General features: G+C 62.9%; 19 protein-coding genes and 1 tRNA gene. 14 read left to right on the forward strand and 6 right to left on the reverse strand.

All coding sequences use genetic code 11. From position 1 onward, the window contains the following. Positions 1–37: 37 nt before the first annotated feature. Both LRX75_RS21575 and gyrA read right to left on the reverse strand, forming a co-directional pair. A complete protein-coding gene (locus LRX75_RS21575) occupies positions 38–448 on the reverse strand; it encodes a hypothetical protein (protein WP_231816692.1) in 411 nt (136 codons plus the stop codon). 7 nt (positions 449–455) lie between these two features. After that, positions 456–3,272 carry a DNA gyrase subunit A gene (gene gyrA / locus LRX75_RS21580; RefSeq protein ID WP_420851247.1) on the reverse strand — a complete coding sequence of 939 codons (2,817 nt, stop codon included), beginning with the start codon at positions 3,270–3,272 and terminating at the stop codon, positions 456–458. Between the two features lie 220 nt (positions 3,273–3,492). On the opposite strand from gyrA, the gene LRX75_RS21585 reads away from it, so the two are divergent. Then, positions 3,493–4,128, forward strand: coding sequence for a MarC family protein (locus tag LRX75_RS21585; protein ID WP_231816693.1), 636 nt, complete (start codon positions 3,493–3,495; stop codon positions 4,126–4,128). Positions 4,129–4,163: 35 nt separating this feature from the next. Here the strand turns inward: LRX75_RS21585 and LRX75_RS21590 are convergent, their stop codons facing one another. Beyond that, positions 4,164–4,382, reverse strand: coding sequence for a hypothetical protein (locus tag LRX75_RS21590; RefSeq protein ID WP_113152103.1), 219 nt, complete (start codon positions 4,380–4,382; stop codon positions 4,164–4,166). A 189-nt stretch (positions 4,383–4,571) separates the two neighbouring features. Between LRX75_RS21590 and LRX75_RS21595 the strand changes: the two genes are divergently transcribed. Beyond that, a complete protein-coding gene (locus LRX75_RS21595) occupies positions 4,572–4,925 on the forward strand; it encodes a hypothetical protein (RefSeq protein WP_231816694.1) in 354 nt (117 codons plus the stop codon). A 54-nt stretch (positions 4,926–4,979) separates the two neighbouring features. On the opposite strand, the gene LRX75_RS21600 is transcribed toward LRX75_RS21595, so the two are convergent. Continuing rightward, positions 4,980–5,237 carry a hypothetical protein gene (locus LRX75_RS21600; RefSeq protein ID WP_231816736.1) on the reverse strand — a complete coding sequence of 86 codons (258 nt, stop codon included), beginning with the start codon at positions 5,235–5,237 and terminating at the stop codon, positions 4,980–4,982. 260 nt (positions 5,238–5,497) lie between these two features. On the opposite strand from LRX75_RS21600, the gene LRX75_RS21605 reads away from it, so the two are divergent. The 10 genes from LRX75_RS21605 (at position 5,498) to LRX75_RS21650 (ending at position 13,359) form a co-directional block, all read left to right on the forward strand. Beyond that, positions 5,498–5,572 (forward strand) — tRNA-Asn (locus LRX75_RS21605). A 134-nt stretch (positions 5,573–5,706) separates the two neighbouring features. Next, positions 5,707–5,889, forward strand: coding sequence for a hypothetical protein (locus LRX75_RS21610; RefSeq protein WP_231816695.1), 183 nt, complete (start codon positions 5,707–5,709; stop codon positions 5,887–5,889). A gap of 14 nt (positions 5,890–5,903) precedes the next feature. Further along, positions 5,904–6,179, forward strand: a complete 276-nt coding sequence (locus tag LRX75_RS21615) for a hypothetical protein (RefSeq protein ID WP_231816696.1) — start codon at positions 5,904–5,906, stop codon at positions 6,177–6,179. 121 nt (positions 6,180–6,300) lie between these two features. Further along, a complete protein-coding gene (locus LRX75_RS21620) occupies positions 6,301–7,752 on the forward strand; it encodes a cryptochrome/photolyase family protein (protein ID WP_231816697.1) in 1,452 nt (483 codons plus the stop codon). After that, the gene (locus LRX75_RS21625; RefSeq protein ID WP_231816698.1) at positions 7,749–9,089 is read left to right on the forward strand and encodes an NAD(P)/FAD-dependent oxidoreductase; all 1,341 of its coding nucleotides are present in this window, start codon (positions 7,749–7,751) and stop codon (positions 9,087–9,089) included. The genes LRX75_RS21620 and LRX75_RS21625 overlap by 4 nt, the downstream gene beginning before the upstream one ends. Then, on the forward strand, positions 9,086–9,985 hold the full coding sequence (locus tag LRX75_RS21630) for a DUF1365 domain-containing protein (RefSeq protein WP_231816699.1): 900 nt from the start codon (positions 9,086–9,088) through the stop codon (positions 9,983–9,985). The genes LRX75_RS21625 and LRX75_RS21630 overlap by 4 nt, the downstream gene beginning before the upstream one ends. A gap of 42 nt (positions 9,986–10,027) precedes the next feature. Then, a complete protein-coding gene (locus LRX75_RS21635) occupies positions 10,028–11,281 on the forward strand; it encodes an SAM-dependent methyltransferase (protein ID WP_231816700.1) in 1,254 nt (417 codons plus the stop codon). Next, positions 11,274–12,635, forward strand: coding sequence for an MFS transporter (locus LRX75_RS21640; protein WP_231816701.1), 1,362 nt, complete (start codon positions 11,274–11,276; stop codon positions 12,633–12,635). The genes LRX75_RS21635 and LRX75_RS21640 overlap by 8 nt, the downstream gene beginning before the upstream one ends. Before the next feature lie 6 nt (positions 12,636–12,641). Next, positions 12,642–13,046 carry an SMR family transporter gene (locus LRX75_RS21645; protein ID WP_231816702.1) on the forward strand — a complete coding sequence of 135 codons (405 nt, stop codon included), beginning with the start codon at positions 12,642–12,644 and terminating at the stop codon, positions 13,044–13,046. Continuing rightward, positions 13,033–13,359, forward strand: a complete 327-nt coding sequence (locus LRX75_RS21650) for a DMT family transporter (protein WP_231816703.1) — start codon at positions 13,033–13,035, stop codon at positions 13,357–13,359. Before LRX75_RS21645 ends, LRX75_RS21650 begins: the two co-directional genes overlap by 14 nt. On the opposite strand, the gene LRX75_RS21655 is transcribed toward LRX75_RS21650, so the two are convergent. Then, positions 13,347–14,186 (reverse strand): SDR family NAD(P)-dependent oxidoreductase, encoded by an 840-nt coding sequence (locus LRX75_RS21655; protein ID WP_231816704.1) that lies wholly within the window; start codon positions 14,184–14,186, stop codon positions 13,347–13,349. The two genes, LRX75_RS21650 and LRX75_RS21655, sit on opposite strands and share 13 nt — an antisense overlap. Before the next feature lie 99 nt (positions 14,187–14,285). Further along, positions 14,286–14,936, reverse strand: a complete 651-nt coding sequence (locus tag LRX75_RS21660) for a ChrR family anti-sigma-E factor (protein WP_231816705.1) — start codon at positions 14,934–14,936, stop codon at positions 14,286–14,288. Positions 14,937–15,240: 304 nt separating this feature from the next. Between LRX75_RS21660 and LRX75_RS21665 the strand changes: the two genes are divergently transcribed. Both LRX75_RS21665 and LRX75_RS21670 read left to right on the forward strand, forming a co-directional pair. After that, positions 15,241–16,284, forward strand: a complete 1,044-nt coding sequence (locus LRX75_RS21665) for a cysteine synthase A (protein ID WP_231816706.1) — start codon at positions 15,241–15,243, stop codon at positions 16,282–16,284. A 10-nt stretch (positions 16,285–16,294) separates the two neighbouring features. After that, complete coding sequence (locus LRX75_RS21670) at positions 16,295–17,044, forward strand: alanyl-tRNA editing protein (RefSeq protein ID WP_231816707.1); 750 nt, start codon at positions 16,295–16,297, stop codon at positions 17,042–17,044. The last annotated feature ends 29 nt before the right edge of the window (positions 17,045–17,073 follow it).

Here is a 17,073-nt window from a genome sequence, read left to right on the forward strand (position 1 = left end):
TACTGACAAGAATAGTCCGTCAGGATCTCTGGAACTTTTATCCGCGATGCCCCGTTGATGGTGCAGAAAGGATGATGGCCATGGGTTTGATGTTGTTTTCGATGCTGATGTTTTTCACGATGATCTTTGCGACGGTGCACGCGCTTCGCTCCGAAGTCGTCTCGAAACCAAAGTCCGCCCGTCGGTTTGTAATCACCAGATAAGGATTCGCGACATGGCCGTTATCATGATGATCGTGTCGGCAGTGATTAGTATCGTGTTCCTGTTCGATTTCACGAAAACCATTCTCCAGCTGAAGCGCGATCGCGAAGCCATTCTCGCCTCCCGTCGTCATGGCGAAGGCTTCTCTATTTAAAGTTTCCTCCCAAAGCGACCTCCAGCGCTGAGGGAAACAAAAAGCCGGACGGCCCCCTGCCCGTCCGGCTTTTACTCTTTCAAATTCAGGCAACGCCGCTCTATTCGGAGGCCGCGTCCGGCGTGTCCGTGGGTAGCGCAGCGCTTTCCTGAGCGAGCTGCTCGTCGATAATCGCGACGGCCGCCTCGTCATCCTCCGGTTCGCTGATACGCTCGACGGACACGACCTTTTCGTCTTTTGCAGTCGAGAAGATCGTTACCCCCTTCGTCGCACGGCTCGCCAGACGAATACCGCCGACGGGAACGCGGATCAGCTGACCGCCATCCGAGACAAGCATGATCTGGTCGGCATCTTCCACCGGGAAGGCTGCGACGAGAACGCCGATTTCGTTCGTCTTCGACGTATCAGTGGCGCGAATCCCCTTGCCGCCGCGGCCGGACGTCCGGAAATCATAGGTTGAAGACCGCTTTCCATAGCCTTTCTCCGAGACCGTCAGCACGAATTGCTCCTGCGCCTTCAGCTCGTCATAGCGTTCCTGCGAGAGTTCGCCGACGACGTCGGCACCCTCTTCGCCGACCAGCGTGATCTCGTCCTCATCGCCTGCAACGGCCTCGCCAGCGACGAGACGCCGTTCGAGGGACGCCCGCTTGAGATAGGCGGCGCGCTCCCACGGCTCGGCATCGACATGGCTGACGATGGTCATGGAGATGATGCGATCGTCCTTGCCGAGCGAGATACCCCGGACGCCGATCGAATTGCGGCCGGCAAAGACACGGACGTCGTCCACGGGGAAGCGGATGCACTGGCCGAGCGCCGTGGTCAGCAACACGTCGTCACGATCCGTGCAGGTTTCCACCGACAGGATCTCGTCGCCATCCTCCTCCAGCTTCATCGCGATCTTGCCGTTGCGGTTGACCTGGATGAAGTCCGACAGCTTGTTGCGGCGAACGGTGCCGCGCGTCGTGGAGAACATGACGTCGAGATTGGCCCAGCTGGCCTCGTCCTCCGGCAGCGGCATGATCGTCGTGATGCGCTCCCCCGGTTCGAGCGGCAGCATGTTGATCAGTGCCTTGCCGCGCGATGTGGGGGTCCCGATCGGCAGGCGCCAGACCTTTTCCTTATAGACGATACCGCGCGAGGAGAAGAACAGGACCGGCGTGTGCGTGTTCGCAACGAACAGGCGCGTGACGAAATCCTCGTCGCGGGTCGACATGCCGGAGCGGCCCTTGCCGCCGCGACGCTGCGCCCGGTAGGTCGTCAGGGGCACGCGCTTGATGTAGCCAAGATGCGACACCGTCACGACCATGTCCTCGCGGGAAATCAGGTCCTCGTCGTCCATGTCCGGACCGCCTTCGACGATCTCGGTCCGGCGCGGTGTGCCGAATTCCTCGCGGATGGCCGTCAGCTCATCCTTGACGATCGTCATGATCCGCAGGCGCGAACCAAGAATGTCGAGGTAATCGCTGATCTCGGCGCCGATCTTATTCAACTCGTCGCCGATTTCGTCGCGACCCAGCGCCGTAAGGCGGGCGAGACGCAGTTCGAGGATGGCGCGGGCCTGTTCCTCGGAGAGATTGTAGGTGCCGTCCTCGTTGATCCTGTGGCGGGGATCGTCGATCAGGCGGATCAGCGAGTCGACGTCGTGGGCCGGCCAGCGGCGCGTCATCAGCTGTTCGCGCGCGGTCGCCGGATCCGGGGCCTCGCGGATCAGCTTGATGATCTCGTCGATATTGGCAACGGCAATGGCGAGACCGACGAGCACATGGGCGCGCTCGCGCGCTTTGCGCAGCAGATACTTCGTGCGGCGGCTGACGACCTCTTCGCGGAAGGCGACGAAAGCCCGCAGCATGTCGAGCAGCGTCATCTGCTCGGGCTTGCCACCGTTCAGCGCCACCATATTGCAACCGAAGGAGGTCTGCAGCGGCGTGTAACGATAGAGCTGGTTGAGGATGACCTCGGCATTGGCATCGCGCTTCAGCTCGATGACGACGCGGTAGCCCTGGCGGTCGCTCTCGTCGCGCAGGTCGGAGATGCCTTCGATGCGCTTGTCGCGCACCAGCTCGGCCATCTTCTCGATCATCGTCGCCTTGTTCACCTGATAGGGAACTTCGGTCACGATGATCATCTCGCGATCGTTGCGCATCGGCTCGATATGCGCCTTGCCGCGCATGATGACCGAACCGCGGCCCGTCTCGTAGGCCGAGCGGATGCCGGAGCGGCCCATGATCATGGCGCCGGTCGGGAAGTCCGGACCCGGGATGATCTCCATCAACTGCGGCAGCTCGAGCGCGGGATCTTCGATCAGCGCGATGCAGCCCGTGATGACTTCGGACAGGTTGTGCGGCGGGATGTTCGTCGCCATGCCGACCGCGATGCCGCCGGCGCCGTTGACGAGCAAGTTCGGAAACTTCGCCGGCATGACGACGGGCTCGGACAGCGTGCCGTCATAGTTGTCGCGGAAATCGACGGTCTCCTTGTCGAGGTCGTCGAGAAGCGCGTGGGCAGACTTCTGCAGGCGGCACTCGGTGTAGCGCTCGGCCGCCGGCGGGTCGCCGTCGATGGAGCCGAAGTTGCCCTGCCCGTCGATCAGCGGCAGGCGGAGCGACCAGGGCTGGGCCATGCGCGCCAGAGCGTCGTAGATCGCGAGGTTGCCGTGCGGGTGGTACTTACCCATCACGTCCCCGGTCACACGGGCGCATTTCACGTATTTCTTGTTCCAGTCGATCCCGAGCTCGCTCATGCCGAACAGGATCCGCCGGTGAACAGGCTTCAGTCCGTCGCGAACGTCGGGGAGCGCACGGCTGACGATGACGCTCATCGCGTAATCGAGATAGGAGCGCTGCATTTCCTCGATGATGGAAATGGGCTCGATGCCTGGTGGGTTCTTGCCGCCGCCGGGAGGTGTTTGCTCAGTCAATTTGGGTCACGATCGTTGGTCAGAATCAGAGGGCTACATATAATCCATACAGCGCCCGTGCGCTAATTTGCGCAGAGGGTTGTGAACAGTCTTATGCCTTTCTGGCAGCAAAAGGGCCGCTTTCCAAGGTAAACTTGCAGCGCCGGCGCCCTGCCCCTTTACCCGAAACGTCGCTTGAGCCTAACTGGACCCTCGCGCGAAACGCGCCCTGGAGAGCGGCATGCCCGATACCGACCTTCTCATCAACGCGTTGACCACGATCCTCGTGACCATCGACCCGCCGGGCCTCGCGCCGATCTTCCTCAGCCTGACCGCCGGGATGAGCCGGAGCGAACGCAAGCACGTCGCCTGGCGCGGCAGCCTCATCGCCTTCTGCATCCTCTCGGTCTTCGCGCTCTTCGGCGACAGCATCCTCAACCTGCTGGGCATCTCGATGGGCGCGTTCCGCATCGCCGGCGGGCTTCTCTTGTTCTGGATCGCCTTCGAGATGATCTTCGAGAAACGCAACGAGCGGAAGGAGAAGACCGGGGAAACGGCGACCCTGCGGGATCACATCGAGAACATCGCCGTGTTTCCGCTCGCCCTGCCCCTCATCGCCGGGCCGGGCGCGATATCGGCCACGATCCTGCTTGCGGGATCCTATCCCGGAACCGTCGGGCGTCTCCAGCTGATCCTCGTCATCGCGCTGTGTATTGCGATCCTGTTTGCAGCGCTCGTCATCGCCGAGCGCATCGATCGCTTTCTCGGCCAGACCGGCCGCGCGATCCTGACGCGCCTTCTCGGCGTCATCCTGGCCGCGCTGGCCGTGCAGTTCGTTGTGGACGGGGTGATCTCCGCATTCGCACTGAAGATCTAACGCGGACCCTAAGTAGAATCCCGAGGCCGAACGCGCTACTGGTAGAAGAAGCAGACGCAGTCGGCCTTTGCCGCATCCTCGGCCGCCCACACACGGGCAGCAAGACGGCTTGCGTCGCCGCTATCTCCCAGACGCAGGCCGAGAAGCGACGTGGCCGCCAGCTTGGCGTTGACGGCATCGATCTCGACCATCTTGCCGACCTGATGGACGCCGTCGCGCGGTGTCCAGGTGAAAAATTGAACGTTGTAATGCATGGCGTTCCTCCCGCTCATACCGACGCGGTCGCTCCTCAACGGACCGCTTGGGAACCATACCATAAAATTGCGCAAATCCATATGGCTTCGGGGCTCGCCACGTCCTGCGGGAACTTACGGGGCCCCTGCCCGTTGCTCCGGTCAAGACACTGTGGGGCGCATCGTCGCTCCGGACCCAAGGAGACGGATATGGCGAAAATCGTGGACGAACGTGGCGATGTGCGCTCGACGCAGGAGCTGGACAAAAAGGTCACGGTCAGCTCGACCGAAGCGCGTCAGGGTGGCGCCGGGCGTCCGGTCCTGATGGTTCTTATCGGCGGCCTGTTTCTGGCGCTGATTGCCTGGGGTGCGGCGGAAATGTTCGGCGAAAGCACGGACAACGATGCCGCGACCGATCGTCAGCAGACGACGCCCGCGCAGAACGGACAGGCGACACCGGCCAATCAGGGTACGATCGACAACACGCCGGCGAACGGCGCGCCGATGCAGCCGGCACCGACCGATCGCGATCCGACGCCGCAGACGGGCACGACCAACGGCTGAGGGATTGAAACGTGCAGAAAAAAGGCCGGATTGATCCGGCCTTATTCGTGTTCTCTACCCGCGCGCCGCTTTCACAGCTGCCTTCGCCTGCTTCCGGCGCCCCCACCAAACGGCCATGCGCCGGCGCCTGCGACGGATATAAGCCGAGTCATGCGAGAGCACGACGAGGCCGAGCGGCACCATCCAGAAGCCGAGGATCGGCAGAAAGCCGAGAAGACCGCAGACCACCAGAAGACATCCGATGAGAACGCGCAGCCATTTCTGGCGGGGTAGCGGCATATGCCAGGACCCGATCGACAGCTGGGGCCCCATCGGGCGCGGCGGAGCCGGTTTCGTCTGCGCATCGGCGCTATCCGCTCGCGTTGTGCCCGAAGGGCGTGCGGCTGCGTCAACCTCGTTCATCATCGTCCAATCCGGCTTCAACCTTTCAGGACGACCCCTGTCGTCCGTGTTGGCCTGAGGTGTGCTTCGCACCTGTGTTTGTCCACAGCGAGACACGTTTTTTTGAAAAAAGCGCTTGGCAAATCGAAAAAGCCCCCGTATTAGCAGCCTCACTTCTGCAGCGCAGATGTTCCCTGGTAGCTCAGCGGTAGAGCATTCGACTGTTAATCGACAGGTCGCCGGTTCGAATCCGGCCCGGGGAGCCATTTTCTTTCTCGAGATCATGGCATGTGGCTTCGGTCACGTCTACCGCACACTCCTTATCCGTGTACCGTTACCATCCCGATGCCGGAACATTTGGTTCGACCCTGTGTTTTTCTCATTCAACGGAGAATCAATCATGGGTACCAGCGAGCATAACGGCACGTCCGAGCAAAAACGTCCGAACGACATCCGCCCGACAGCGGACAACGCGGTCGCGGATGAAAAAGACGCCGTCGCCCCGACCTTCGTCAAGCCTGCTGATGAGAAAGACGCCGGCGACCGGCCGGTGGTCAACCCCGTGACCGGCGGGGCGTTTTGAGCATGAGACCGGTGATGCCTTTCGGCGCGCTTCTCGTCGTCGGCGTTCTGGCCCTTACGGCCTGCACGCCGCGCGAGGTTGAGCCGATTCCCGGCAGCATTACCTATGGCGGCCATCAACCGCGGACCAAGCTGACGAAGTCGCCGATCGGAAGCACCTTTACCAATCAGATCACCGACGAATACGGGTGCATGGCCATCGAGACCTACCGGATCGAACCCGACAGATCGCTGAAGCTTCTTCGTCGGTCACGCCAAGCGTCCTCCGGCATTTTCGGCTTTTCCTGCTGAGTGTCGGGACATCCACAACCTGCGCCTTTGCGCGGTGACCGAAGTCGTATGTTTTTGAAACCTTCTTGATCCACACCCCGTCCTTGACCGTAAGACCGGTAAAGAAAACAGACGGATCGACATGGACGACGTGCATCAACGGGATCAAGGCCCGATCATCGTATGGTTTCGAAAGGACCTCCGGACGGACGACAACCGTGCGCTGAGTTCCGCGGTGGAGACCGGGCGTCCGATCATTCCGCTGTATATTCGCGAGGAGACGGCGGAGACCGGTCCGCTCGGCGAAGCGCAGGCATGGTGGCTGCATCATTCGCTGACAGCCCTTTCCGCAAACATTGAGAGGTGCGGTTCCCGCCTTCTTCTGAAGAGCGGCGAAGCGGAGAATGTGCTGCGGCAGGTCATCAAGGCCACCGGTGCTTCCGCGATCTTCTGGAACCGTCGCTACGATCCCGCCGGCATCAGGATCGATACGCGGCTGAAAGAGGTCCTTTCGTCCGACGGGCTGGAGACGGCGAGTTTCGCCGGTGCGCTCCTTCACGAGCCTTCGCGTGTGAAGACGAAGACCGGCGGTCCCTATCGGGTCTATACGCCCTTCTGGCGTGCGGTCGAGGCCGGTGGCGAGCCGCCCGAGCCCGTCGATGCGCCTGAGAAAATCCCGGCGCCGAAGACGTTTCCGACATCGGAAAAACTTGACGACTGGGGCCTCCTGCCCAAGCTTGAATGGGCTGCGGATTTCTCGCAACGCTGGGAGCCGGGCGAAGCCTCTGCACGCGAAAAGCTCGAAGACTTCACCGATGGCACGATCGACGGATATCGCGAATCGCGCGAGCGGACCTGGGAAGCGGGAACGTCCCGCCTCTCGCCGCATCTGGCGATGGGCGAGATTTCGCCGGCCCGCATCTGGCACGCGACGCGCGGCCTCCCCAAGGCCGATTCGGCCGACGTCATCACCTTCCGCAAGGAGCTGGTATGGCGGGAGTTCGCCTATCACCTCCTGTTTCACAACCCCGATATGCCGACGGAAAGCCTGAACCGGAAATACGACAAGCTCGGCTGGATGGATGGCGACGCGGATTTCGACCTCTGGAAGACGGGTATGACGGGTTTCCCGATCGTGGATGCCGGCATGCGCGAACTCTGGCGTTTCGGCACCATGCACAACCGCGTCCGCATGATCGTCGGCTCCTTCCTCGTGAAGGACCTTCTGATCGACTGGCGGCGCGGCGAACGCTGGTTCCGCGACACGCTGGTCGATGCCGATCCCGCGAGCAATGCAATGAACTGGCAGTGGGTGGCCGGCTGCGGTGCCGATGCCTCGCCCTTTTTCCGCGTCTTCAACCCGATCACGCAGGGCGAGAAGTTCGACAGCGACGGGCTCTATGTCCGGGAGCATGTGCCGGAGCTTGCCGACATGCCGAGCGACTGGATCCATCATCCGTTCGACGCACCCGCCGCCGTCCTTGCCAAGGCTGGCGTGACGCTCGGCGACTCCTACCCGAAACCGATCGTCGATCATGCCAAGGCGCGTGACCGTGCGCTTGCCGCCTACCGCAACATCAAGGATGCCGCATGACCTCTTCTCTCTCCGTCGGCATCGCTTCCAAGACGGGCCGCCTCTCAATCGCCGTCGTCGGCTCGGGCATTTCCGGCAGTTCGGCGGCCTGGGCGCTGCGCGACGTTCACGATGTCACCCTGTACGAGAAGGCCGAGCGGCCGGGCGGGCACACGGCCACCGTGGACGTCGATTACGACGGGCGACGGATTGCGGTCGATACGGGCTTCATCGTCTATAACGAGCCGAACTATCCAAACCTGAAAGCCCTGTTTGCGGAACTCGACGTGGAAACGCTGCCGAGCAGCATGAGTTTTTCCCTGTCGCTCGACCACGGCGCGCTGGAGTGGCGTGGCGGGCCGTTCACGGGTCTCTTCGCGCAGAAGCGCAATATTCTGCGTCCGTCGTTCCTGCTGATGCTGCGCGAAATCCTGCGCTTCAACAAGATCTGCCTTGTCGATCGCGATGCGGGACGTCTTTCGGAAATGTCGATCGGGGACTACCTCGACTGGCGCCGTTTCTCGCCCGGGTTTACCAACAATTACCTGCTGCCGATGGCCGCCGCCATCTGGTCGGCACCTGCCGCCAAGATGCTCGAATTCCCGGCCGACCACTTCATACAGTTCTTCGACAATCACCGTCTCGTCTACGCAACGCCGCATCCATGGCGCACGGTGGCGGGCGGCAGCCGGGTCTATCTGGAGAAGCTGCTGGCGCCTCTCGGCGACCGGCTGAGGCTGAACTGCGGAATCCGCTCCATCCGCCGCGACGGACGCAAGGTGCATGTGACCGAGGACGATGGCACGGTGCGGGTCTACGACAAGATCATCATCGCATCGCATTCGGACCAGGCTCTCGCCATGCTGACGGACGCCACGCCGCAGGAGCGGGCGGTCCTCGAAGCCGTGCCCTACAAGCCCAACCGCGTCGTGCTGCACCGGGATGTGGCCCTGATGCCGAAGCGGCAGAGGGTCTGGGCATCGTGGAACTACCTTCGCTCGACGCGTCCGGGCGCCGACAGCCAGGTGGCCGTGACATACTGGATGAACAGCCTTCAGGCGATCGACCCGGCCTGCCCGCTCTTCGTGACGCTGAACCCCGAACGCGAGCCCGACCCAAGGCTTGTCTTTGCCGAGTACACCTACGACCATCCACAGTTCGATGCCGGCTCCATCGAGGCGCAGCGGCGGCTGAAAGCCCTTCAGGGTGACAACGGCACCTTCTTTGCCGGCGCTTGGACGGGCTACGGGTTTCACGAGGATGGTTTGTCGTCGGGTCTGGCTGCAGCGGAGGCGCTCGGCGGCATCATACCGTGGCGGCTTGATCCGGCTCCCGTCTTCGCCGAAGCTGCGGAATGACCGAGACGCCTCCCGACGACAAACGTCTACATACACCGCCGGCGGAGGCGGCCCTGCTGTATGACGGCAATGTCATGCACCAACGCATGAAGCCGCTCGGGCACAGGTTTTCCTATACCGTCTTTTCTCTGATGGTGGATCTCGACCGCCTGGACGAAGCCGGCAGGCAGAGCCGTGTCTTTTCGGTCGACCGCTTCAATCTCCTGTCGTTCCACCAGAGCGATCACTCCGGGCAAACGGACAGGTCGCTGCGGGTCTATGTCGATGACTTGCTGGCCGGGGCCGGCCTTGCCGTGCCTGCGGCGCGTGTGCTCCTCGTCTGCTATCCGCGGATTGTCGGCTGGGTCTTCAACCCCCTTGCTGTCTACTACGCCTATGACGCCTCCGACGCGCTGGTGGCTCTGGTTTACGAGGTGCGCAACACGTTCGGCGAGCGGCACAGCTACGTGTGCCCGATCGCGCCCGGGCAGGTCAGCGAGGCCGGCATCCGGCAGGAATGCGACAAGATCTTCCACGTCTCGCCCTTCATGCCCATGGCCATGCGCTATCGCTTTCGTATGGTGCCGCCGGGCAAGGACATTCGCTGGCGGATTCTGGAGACGGACGCGGAGGGCCCCGTGCTTTCGGCAACCTTCTCCGGCCATGCGCAACCGCTGAAGACACGCAATATCCTGCGTCTCGTCGGCCGCATTCCCCACCTCACATTGAAGATCGTCGCGGGCATTCACTGGGAAGCGGCAAAGCTCTGGTGGAAGGGCGCACGCTACATTTCAAGGCCCGTACCGCCTGCCCTAACCAGTGTCTGGACCGACGATATCCGCCGCGACGAGCCGGCTCCCCGCCGATTATCGCCACAGTCCTCCTCCAACCCAGAGACTTGCAGCCCGGCCGAATAAGGCTATTTTGTGTAGGTCCGTTGTTTGCCGAAAGGTTGTGCGATGCGTTCAGCTGAAACATGGTGCGATGAGAAATCGCCCGCAGAGCGTTTGTCCAAGGACAATATTTCCCGGTTCATCAAAGGTTTGCCGGCGAAAGCTCAGATGGTGCTTCGCGGCCTTGTCAATATGGAGGCGGGCTGCCTGCAGCTGACATTGCCCGATGGCCGGACCTTCGTCATCAAGGGCCGGGCGTCCGGCCCGGAGGCGGCCGTGACGCTGCATAACTGGAACCTGCCGCAACGGGCTCTCACCAACGGAACCATCGGCGTGGCCGAGAGCTACATGGATGGCGACTGGGACAGTCCCGACGTCGGGGCATTCCTCGAACTTTTTCTCGTCAATGCCGAAATGGGCCGACACTTCCCGAATGGTGCGCGCGGCATTCTGCGGTTCGTCGAGAAGATGCGGCACTGGATGAACGCCAACACGAAAGCCGGCTCCAAGCGCAACATTTCTGCCCATTACGACCTTGGCAACGCCTTCTATGCGCAATGGCTCGACCCCTCGATGACCTACTCCTCGGCGCTGTATGCGACGGGCGCAAACGACCTCCAGTCCGCCCAGCGCGCAAAGTACAAGGCGTTGGCCGATGCTGCGCGTATCGGGCCAGGAGATCATGTGCTGGAAATCGGCTGCGGCTGGGGCGGCTTCGCGGAATATGCGGCCGGCGAAATCGGTTGCCGCGTCACGGGCCTGACGATCAGCCACGAGCAGCTGGATTTCGCCCGCGCCCGAATGGAGAAGGCGGGCCTCTCGGACAAGGTTGATATCAAGTTCCAGGACTATCGCGACGAGACGGGCACCTATGACAAGGTTGTCTCGATCGAGATGTTCGAGGCTGTCGGCGAAAAATACTGGCCGACCTATTTCTCGCAGGTCCGCCGCTGCCTGAAGCCGGGCGGTCGCGCCGGCCTGCAGATCATCACCATCAAGCCGGAATCCTATCGCGAATATCGCGCCAATCCGGACTTCATCCAGAAATATGTCTTCCCCGGCGGCATGCTGCCGACGCGCGAGCATCTGGTTTCGCTTGGCTCCAAGGTCGGACTAAACATGGTCGGCGATCTCGGTTTCGGCCTCGACTACGCCCGAACGCTTGCCGAATGGCGGGAGCGTTTCTGGTCGGTCTGGCCGAAGATCGAGCCGCTTGGCTTCGATATCCGGTTCAAACGGCTTTGGGAGTTCTACCTGTTCTATTGCGAAGCCGGGTTCCGCGCGAAGAATATCGACGTCCGACAGGTCGTCTATGAATGATCTCCCGGACGGGCGGGGCACCTCCGCCCGTCATTCGAACGCGAAGCTACCGCTGCGCGTCCTCCTCACCTACGCGCTGCCTGCCGCGCCGCTGGCAGCGCTCGGCCTTCCCCTCTACTCGCTCGTGCCGACCTACTATACCGAGACGCTTGGCGTGCCGATCGCGACGGCGGGTTGGGTGATCCTTTTGATCCGGCTGTTTGACGCGATCTCGGACCCGCTGGTCGGTTATACGGCCGACCGGATGGACCCCGCTTTCGGCCGCCGCCGTCTGCTGTTCCTCATGTCGCTTCCGGTCGCGGCTCTTGCCGCCGTCATGCTGTACTGGCCGGCAGAGACGGCCGGTGCGGGATGGCTCGGCTTCTGGGGATGCGTCGTGTCTCTTGGCTTCACCATGGCCATGGTGCCCTACTCTGCCTGGGGCGCGGAGCTTGTCGGCGACTATCACGGGCGCACCCGCCTTTCCGCCTTCCGCGAGACCTTCACGCTGATCGGCACATTGATCGCGATCGTCCTGCCCTTCGCCATCGGCTTTGAACAGAAGGGGCTGTCCGGCCTCGCGGTCCTCGGTCTCGTCGTCGGCGTCGGCCTGCTCCTTCTGGGCGGCCTCACGGTCCGCATGGTGCCGGAGCCCGAGAACCGCACGCAGACGCGACTGTCCCTTGCCGATGCACTGCGCTTTCTCGTGCGCAACAAACCGTTCCTGCGGCTGGTCCTTGCCTACTTTCTGAATGGCCTTGCCAATGGCATTCCGGCGACGCTGTTTCTCTACTTCGTCTCCGCGCGGCTCGGTCTGCCGGACATGCGCGGGCCGCTGCTTTTCCTGTACTTCCTCTGCGCCATCGGCGGTGTGCCGCTCGCCAGCGCCTGTGCGGCCCGCTTCGGCAAACACCGTGCGTGGTCCGTCGCCATGCTCGTCGCCTGTGCGGTGTTCCTGCTCGCCCCGTTTCTGCCGCCGGGCAGCTTCTACGGCTTCGGCGCGATCTGCGTCGTCACGGGGATTCTCCTCGGGTTCGATCTGGCGCTCCCGCCCTCCATCCAGGCCGATGTCATCGATGCGGATACGGCCGTTTCCGGTGAACAGCGCGGCGGCTTCTACTTCGCGGCCTGGGGGCTGGCGACGAAGCTGTCGCTGGCCATCGGCGCCGGTCTCGTCTTCCCCATCCTGTCGGCGGCAGGGTTCGATCCCGCGGCAGGGTCGGGGAACAGCCCGGATGCACTGTTCGCGCTTGCCGCGCTCTACGCCTGGGTGCCGGTTGTGTTGAAACTCTGCGCCATCGCGCTGATGTGGACGTTTCCGCTGGACGAGCGCATGCAGCGTCAGCTACGCGAAGCGATCGCGCCGAACGCCTGAGAGATCATGACACACGAACCGTCCTTGCCCGCCGGCCTGGGCCGAGCCCGCCGGCTCGCCTGGCTCTATCTCGCGCTTGCCATCGGGATCGAGGTCATCGGCCTCACCGTCATGAAGGCTGCCAGCGCATCCGGGGGCATGGGCGGCTACATCGTCATGTATGTGGCGATCGCGCTGTCCTATGTCTGTCTGGCAAAAGCCGTGCGAACGCTGCCCGTGGGTGTCGCCTATGCCATCTGGGAGGGGTCGGGGATTGCGCTGATCACGCTGGTGTCGGTGTTCTTCTTCCACCACGACCTCAGCAATCGGGAGCTCATCGGCCTTGCCATGGCCGTTCTCGGCATCATTCTCGTGAATGCCGGCGAGGACCATGGAACCACGCCTGCGGAGGCTGCCGATGAGCCTGCCTGAGATGCCCTTCATCCTCGCCGTCCTTGCAGGCCTGTTCGACGTTGCGGCAAACCTTGCCTCCAGCAAGTCCGAAGGCTTCTCCCGCAAAGGCTGGGGCGTGATGTCGATCCTGCTCGTGCTCGTAGCCTTTGCGCTGCTCGCGGAAGCCGTGCGCGGCATGGACCTGGCCGTTGCCTACGGCATCCTCGGCGCGACCGGGATCTTCGGGACGGCGATCAGCGCGCGGTTGCTTTTCGAGCAGAAGCTGAAACCGATCGGCTGGGTCGGTTTGGCTCTGGTGTTCGGCGCCGTGCTCGTGCTTCACACAGCCTGAGGCTCTTCGGGCTTGCCGCCCGGCAGACGCGCCGTCACGGACGGGCGCTTCTTCCATCCCGTTGCAGCATTGACCAGGGGAAAATACAGCCAGTAGGGCAGGATATTGATGAACTTCAGAACATAGGTGAAGCGCTTCGGGAAGGTGATCTCGAAGCCCGAGCCCTGAAGCCCCGACACGATCGCGCCCGCCGCCTCGTCCGGCGAAACGAGCGCCGGCATCGGGAAGGCGTTCTCCTTCGTCGCCGGTGTGTCCACGAAGCCGGGATTGACCACCTGAATGCGGATACCCTGTTTGTCCAGATCGAACTTCAGGCTTTCCGCCATATTGATCAGGGCGGCCTTCGTCGCACCATAGGCCCCGCTCGTCGGCAGGCCGCCATAGCCGGTGACGGAGGAGACGATGGCGATCTGCCCCTGCCCCCGCGCCTTCATGTGGCGGATCGCCGGCAGCAGGCAGTTGACCACGCCGTTCAGGTTGACGGAAAAGGTCTCCTGAAAATCCTCGAGATGCAGATCCTCGCCATGCACGGGCTTGAAGACACCGGCGTTAAGGGCGACCAGCGCCAGCGTCCCGTGATCATATTCGATCGAGGCGATCACGCGCTCCATATCCTGCGGATCGGTGACGTCGCCATCGAGCACGATGACGCGGCCAGGACCCGTCGCCTCCCGCTGCAAGGCCACGAGCTTGTCATGGCTGCGCGCGGTGACAACGACGCCGAAGCCCTCGGCCACCAGCTTCAGGGCCAACGCCCGACCGATGCCCGAGCTGGCGCCCGTGACCCAGGCGAGACCGTGTTCCGGACGTGCGATGAAAGACGACATGTTCCGTTTCTCCCAGGCGCGCGATAAGCCTGTTTCCGTTGATCCGATGATGACATAGAGCGGCGGCAATCTCCGGAAAGACGCGTGCCCTGCGGCGATTCAGCCGATCAGATCGCCAAGGCGACGACCGAGTGAGCCGCGAAGCTTGACCGGCGCATCCGTGACCGCGAAAACGATGCAGTGCTCGCCGCCGTCGGCGATCGGCCGATGATCTAGGCTGTCGTCGGCGACCGAAATGTCGCCGCGGCCGAAGCGGCCCCGGACATCGCTGAACGCCCCGTGCAGCACCAGAGAAAGCTCGAAACCCTCATGTGTATGCTCCGGAATGGCCCGGCCCGGACGGATGCGGTAGAACGACACATCGCAGCCGTCGATCTTGCCCAAGGTATATTCCTTCAGCCCGGGCAGCTTCCAGCGCCAGGGAATATCGTGCCGGTCGAAGCCCGCAAACGCGCGCAACACGCCTGGCCACCCGTTCTGATCCTGAGGGTTCGGCTGCGGTGCCGTGGGGAGCAATAGCGGCGGACTGGACAGAATGGCCGCCATGCTGTTTTCCGGATCGGACAGCGGCGCCGGTTCGAGCGTCTCGACGAGATCTCCGGCCGCAGCCTCGAAGGCCGCAACGGTCTGACGATTGACAGACGCCAGTTCCAGATGTGCCGCAACGAGGACGCGGGCAGGCTCCGGCAGAATACCAGCCGCATAATGCGCCATCAGCGCATCCACCGTATCGAGTTCACGCGTCGTCATCACACTCTGTCCACCGTCCCCTCCAGAGGACGCCCCTCAGACAATAATGATTTCTTACGATCCTGTCTCGGCTGTGGATCACCGAATTGTGCAATGTGCGCTTCCAGACGAATATTGCGCCGCAGAGCCACCTCGCAAAACCGTTTTCCTTGCAGCCGGCTGTTTGCAGCGGCAAAAGGAGGAGAACCATCCCGCGGCGTTCGGTTGCGCTCTTCGCCGGCCTTGCCGCCGCCCCGCGTCCGGCTATGTTGCGCTGAAGCTCGCCGACGTTCCCATTGCGATTCTCCTTCAAGAGGTCCCAGACATGCCCGCATTGAATTCCGTTCTCGACGCCATCGGCAATACGCCCCTGATCCGCCTGAAGGCGGCGTCGGATGCGACCGGCTGCACGATTCTCGGAAAGGCCGAGTTTCTCAATCCCGGGCAATCGGTGAAGGACCGTGCGGCGCTGTCGATCATTCGCGCGGCGGAACGCGAGGGCGCGTTGCGCCCCGGCGGCGTCATCGTCGAGGGAACGGCCGGCAACACGGGGATCGGTCTGGCGCTGGTCGCACAGGCACTCGGCTATCGCACCGTCATCGTCATTCCGGAAACGCAGAGCCAGGAAAAGAAGGATGCGCTGAAGCTGCTGGGGGCCGAGCTGGTCGAGGTTCCCGCCGTTCCCTACCGCAATCCGAACAACTACGTAAAACTTTCCGGCCGCCTCGCCGAGCAGCTGGCGCGGACCGAGCCGAACGGCGCGATCTGGGCGAACCAGTTCGACAACACAGCCAACCGTGCCGCCCATGTCGAGACGACGGCGCCGGAAATCTGGTGGGACACCGACGGCAAGGTCGATGGCTTCATCTGCGCCGTCGGCTCCGGCGGCACGCTTGCCGGCGTGGCCGAAGGCCTGCGCGGGTTCAATCCGGATATCAAGATCGGGCTTGCGGACCCCGAGGGCGCCGCTCTTTTCAGCTATTACACGGAAGGCGAGTTCTCCGCGCCGGGCAGCTCGATCACCGAGGGCATCGGTCAGGGCCGTATCACGGCAAACCTCGAAGGGTTCATGCCGGACTATTCCTACCGCATCCCCGACGCCGAAGCGGTTCCGCTGGTGTTCGACCTGATCGAGAAGGAGGGACTCTGCCTCGGCGGTTCCTCCGGTATCAATATTGCCGGCGCGATCCGCATGGCGCGGGATCTCGGCCCCGGACATACGATCGTGACGATCCTCTGCGACTATGGCAACCGCTACCAGTCGAAGCTGTTCAATCCGGATTTTCTGAAATCCAAGGGCCTGCCGGTTCCGGACTTTCTCACCCGGCACAGCAAGATCGATGTTCCCTACGAAGCGGCAAGCGCCTGACGCGATGACGATGTCCCCCACGCAAAAAACCGACGCCCTGTTCCGTGACGACTTCTATCTCTCGACCTGCGAGGGACGGGTGACCGACGTGCTGGAAGACGGCGGCATCGTGCTCGATCGTACCTGCTTCTATGCGACATCCGGCGGGCAGCCCGGCGATCTCGGCTTCCTGGAGCGCGCCGACGGCAGCCGGATCGAGATCGCGACCACGCGAACGGGCGCGAACAAGGATATCATCGTGCATGTGCCTGCCGAGGGTCAGGCACGTCCGGAGGTCGGTGAAGAGATCGTGGCGCATATCGACTGGCCGCGCCGCTACAAGCTGATGCGGATGCATACGGCCTGCCATCTGCTGTCGGTCGTCTGCTCCTATCCGATCACGGGTGCCGCTGTGGGCGAAGACGAGAGCCGGGTCGATTTCGACATGAGCGAGACGATCGACAAGGACGCGGTGACCGAAGAAATGATGGCGCTCGTGCGCGCGAATCATCCGATCATGGTCCGCTGGATCACGGATGACGAGCTTCTCGCCAATCCCGATATCGTCAAGTCGAAGAACGTTCGTCCGCCGCTCGGCCTCGGGCGCGTGAGCCTTGTCTGCATCGGCGAGGACGCCGCCATCGACAGCCAGCCCTGCGGCGGCACGCATGTGTCCGAGACGCAGGAGGTGGGCGACATCCACATCGCGAAGATCGAGAAGAAGGGCAAGGAGAACCGGCGCTTCCGCATCCGCTTCGGCCCGCCCGAGACTGCCGCCTGAACCTGCGCATCCCCTTTCACTGACATGGA

Origin of the sequence: Rhizobium quercicola (genome assembly GCF_021168455.1) — a bacterium.
Classification (GTDB): Bacteria; Pseudomonadota; Alphaproteobacteria; order Rhizobiales; family Rhizobiaceae; genus Ferranicluibacter; species Ferranicluibacter quercicola.

What these genes read in the sequence shown, in the direction of transcription:
- LRX75_RS21655 (WP_231816704.1), bottom strand. Translation starts at nt 14,186, where the DNA reads ATGTCGTCTTTCATCGCACGTCCGGAACACGGTCTCGCCTGGGTCACG.
- LRX75_RS21670 (WP_231816707.1), top strand. Translation starts at nt 16,295, where the DNA reads ATGTCCCCCACGCAAAAAACCGACGCCCTGTTCCGTGACGACTTCTAT.
- LRX75_RS21610 (WP_231816695.1), top strand. Translation starts at nt 5,707, where the DNA reads ATGGGTACCAGCGAGCATAACGGCACGTCCGAGCAAAAACGTCCGAAC.
- LRX75_RS21635 (WP_231816700.1), top strand. Translation starts at nt 10,028, where the DNA reads ATGCGTTCAGCTGAAACATGGTGCGATGAGAAATCGCCCGCAGAGCGT.
- LRX75_RS21620 (WP_231816697.1), top strand. Translation starts at nt 6,301, where the DNA reads ATGGACGACGTGCATCAACGGGATCAAGGCCCGATCATCGTATGGTTT.
- LRX75_RS21650 (WP_231816703.1), top strand. Translation starts at nt 13,033, where the DNA reads ATGAGCCTGCCTGAGATGCCCTTCATCCTCGCCGTCCTTGCAGGCCTG.
- LRX75_RS21630 (WP_231816699.1), top strand. Translation starts at nt 9,086, where the DNA reads ATGACCGAGACGCCTCCCGACGACAAACGTCTACATACACCGCCGGCG.
- LRX75_RS21595 (WP_231816694.1), top strand. Translation starts at nt 4,572, where the DNA reads ATGGCGAAAATCGTGGACGAACGTGGCGATGTGCGCTCGACGCAGGAG.
- LRX75_RS21615 (WP_231816696.1), top strand. Translation starts at nt 5,904, where the DNA reads ATGCCTTTCGGCGCGCTTCTCGTCGTCGGCGTTCTGGCCCTTACGGCC.
- LRX75_RS21590 (WP_113152103.1), bottom strand. Translation starts at nt 4,382, where the DNA reads ATGCATTACAACGTTCAATTTTTCACCTGGACACCGCGCGACGGCGTC.
- LRX75_RS21660 (WP_231816705.1), bottom strand. Translation starts at nt 14,936, where the DNA reads ATGACGACGCGTGAACTCGATACGGTGGATGCGCTGATGGCGCATTAT.
- LRX75_RS21665 (WP_231816706.1), top strand. Translation starts at nt 15,241, where the DNA reads ATGCCCGCATTGAATTCCGTTCTCGACGCCATCGGCAATACGCCCCTG.
- LRX75_RS21585 (WP_231816693.1), top strand. Translation starts at nt 3,493, where the DNA reads ATGCCCGATACCGACCTTCTCATCAACGCGTTGACCACGATCCTCGTG.
- LRX75_RS21645 (WP_231816702.1), top strand. Translation starts at nt 12,642, where the DNA reads ATGACACACGAACCGTCCTTGCCCGCCGGCCTGGGCCGAGCCCGCCGG.
- LRX75_RS21625 (WP_231816698.1), top strand. Translation starts at nt 7,749, where the DNA reads ATGACCTCTTCTCTCTCCGTCGGCATCGCTTCCAAGACGGGCCGCCTC.
- LRX75_RS21600 (WP_231816736.1), bottom strand. Translation starts at nt 5,237, where the DNA reads ATGGGGCCCCAGCTGTCGATCGGGTCCTGGCATATGCCGCTACCCCGC.
- LRX75_RS21640 (WP_231816701.1), top strand. Translation starts at nt 11,274, where the DNA reads ATGAATGATCTCCCGGACGGGCGGGGCACCTCCGCCCGTCATTCGAAC.